Origin of the sequence: Rhodococcus sp. R1101 (assembly GCF_000278445.1) — a bacterium.
Lineage (GTDB): Bacteria > Actinomycetota > Actinomycetes > Mycobacteriales > Mycobacteriaceae > Rhodococcus > Rhodococcus gordoniae.
Genome location: NZ_AJVB01000640.1, coordinates 1 through 1802, shown reverse-complemented (window position 1 = coordinate 1802; position 1802 = coordinate 1). Strand labels below are relative to the sequence as shown.

Sequence of the window (1802 nt, the reverse complement as noted above, 5' to 3'; positions counted from 1 at the left end):
CCTCCGACGCGTCCGCCGAGGTAATGCTCGCGCTCGACGACGTCCACGCTCACGCCCCGTTCCGCCAGGCCGGTCGCGGCCGCGAGTCCGGCGATACCGGCTCCGACGACAACTACGTGCGGGCGTGCCGGAAGCAGAGCGGCGTCGGGTAGACCCGGTGGTGCCCGGTGCCGGATACGCCGCGGATCGGCATGAGTGCGGGGCGTCATCGCGATTCTGGTGTCCGTTCCCGGTCGGCGCGCCGATGACGGCGTTGCTCCCATGCGAGCAGTACTGCAGTGACCAATGCGAAGCCGAACAGGAAGTCCTCGATCGGGATATCGAGCGGGAAGCGAACACCACTGATGTGGCGGTCGTTGTAGATCACGATCGGGGCGTGGAGCTTGGTGAGCCAGCCGTCCACCGGAATCTGGAAGCCGAGCACGATGGTCATGCTCAGCCAGTAGGCGGGCCGTCGGAACAGGCCGGTACGCAGGACCACCGTCTCGGCGAGACATACAGCCAGGACCGCGATCGCTGCAGGCAGCGTGTATCCGAGACCGGTCATGACCGTTGCCGCCCGGTTCGCCGTCGACCTTGCGGTAACCGGTCCAACAGAAATTCGACGGCGCCGTAGGTGAGCAGTCCACACAACGGAATCACGACGAAGAACAAGACTTCCTCGACCGGGAGGTGTCCCGGTAGTTCCATCCCGGTGACGTAGCGCGGATTGAAGCTCCAGACCCCGGCAGTAACGGCCAGCACATCCCAGGCCAGAAAGATGAGTGCCACCGGCGCGACAGCTCGGACGACGCGGGCCGGCTGCCGGTAGACCCGGGCGCCCCACTCGAGGGGAGCGGTCACGATCAAGCAGGCCGCCAAGACGAACACGTAATGCCAGGAATCCATCTCACGCTCCGCTCAGGGTGAAGGAGTCGATGCAGCTCGCGTCCAGCAGGGGCATCTCGGCCGACCGGCGGACTCCTGATCGCCGGGAGCGTCGCAACCGAGCACGGTTCGGACCATGATTTCAGCGCTACTCCGTCATTCTGCGGACGCGTGTCGACAACGCATCCGCGAATACAGCCAATCACGACCTCGGTCCGGTCATGCCCGAATGGCGCAGAAAAGCACGGGAGAGACACCGCAGTCGATCGATGAGTAGATATCGGTGGCCCCGTCGATCAGCGACGATCGCCGGCGCGCGATCCGCCGAACGTCCGGTCAGGCCACGCAAGGAGCCCGGCGTGCCTGTCGGTCTGCGCGCCGTCGAGGTGGGGATTCTACCGAGCCGCGTCCGCTGTTCGCCGTCCGATCGAGTGCGTCGGTCACGAGGGCTACACCGATGCCGAACATCCACACGTCCTTGGCCACGGCGGTGCCGTCCTGGGTGGGTCGGATCGAGCCGTGCTCGTGCATGCCGGGAGTCTTCCAGTACATGGTCAGTAATCCACCACTGAAGGCTGCGAGTGCGGCCCCAGCAAGCGCGGAGGGCACGAACGGTGCGAGCAGTGCCAGGCCGAGGGTCGTTTCGGCTGCGGCGACCGTCTTGCCGAAAGTCTCCGGACGCATCGTGCGTACAGCGGGAACAGCGTTGGCGGCCATGCCCTGTAACCCGGCGGCAGCTTCGGAAGAAAGTGCTCGCTTACCGAGGCCCGAGTTGAGAATGAACGCGCCGGTTGTCAGACGCAGGGGAAGATGACTTACTCTCACGGCTTTTCTCCTCTGTGCGCAAGGTCGAACCTCGGTTCGAGCATCGGAGTACTTCGATCATCCCGCGGTCGGCCGACCGACGCCACCTGTGACGTACCGCGAGTCGGCGA

The 1802-nt window shown here is 65.3% G+C and carries 4 protein-coding genes; all 4 read right to left on the bottom strand.

Annotation, left to right across the window (positions count from 1 at the left end; all coding sequences use genetic code 11):
* A partial coding sequence (locus R1101_RS29855) for an FAD-dependent oxidoreductase (protein WP_157179201.1) occupies positions 1-209 on the bottom strand: 209 nt, incomplete at its 3' end.
* A complete protein-coding gene (locus tag R1101_RS0122665; RefSeq protein WP_016935492.1) occupies positions 206-547 on the bottom strand; it encodes a lycopene cyclase domain-containing protein in 342 nt (113 codons plus the stop codon). The genes R1101_RS0122665 and R1101_RS29855, both read right to left, overlap by 4 nt.
* A complete protein-coding gene (locus R1101_RS0122660) occupies positions 544-888 on the bottom strand; it encodes a lycopene cyclase domain-containing protein (RefSeq protein WP_016935491.1) in 345 nt (114 codons plus the stop codon). Before R1101_RS0122660 ends, R1101_RS0122665 begins: the two co-directional genes overlap by 4 nt.
* A gap of 315 nt (positions 889-1203) precedes the next feature.
* Positions 1204-1692, bottom strand: coding sequence for a hypothetical protein (locus tag R1101_RS28285; protein ID WP_232284814.1), 489 nt, complete (start codon positions 1690-1692; stop codon positions 1204-1206).
* Between the last annotated feature and the right edge of the window lie 110 nt (positions 1693-1802).

Coding starts and splice junctions, on each gene's coding strand:
- R1101_RS0122665 (WP_016935492.1), bottom strand. CDS start 547: ATGACCGGTCTCGGATACACGCTGCCTGCAGCGATCGCGGTCCTGGCT.
- R1101_RS0122660 (WP_016935491.1), bottom strand. CDS start 888: ATGGATTCCTGGCATTACGTGTTCGTCTTGGCGGCCTGCTTGATCGTG.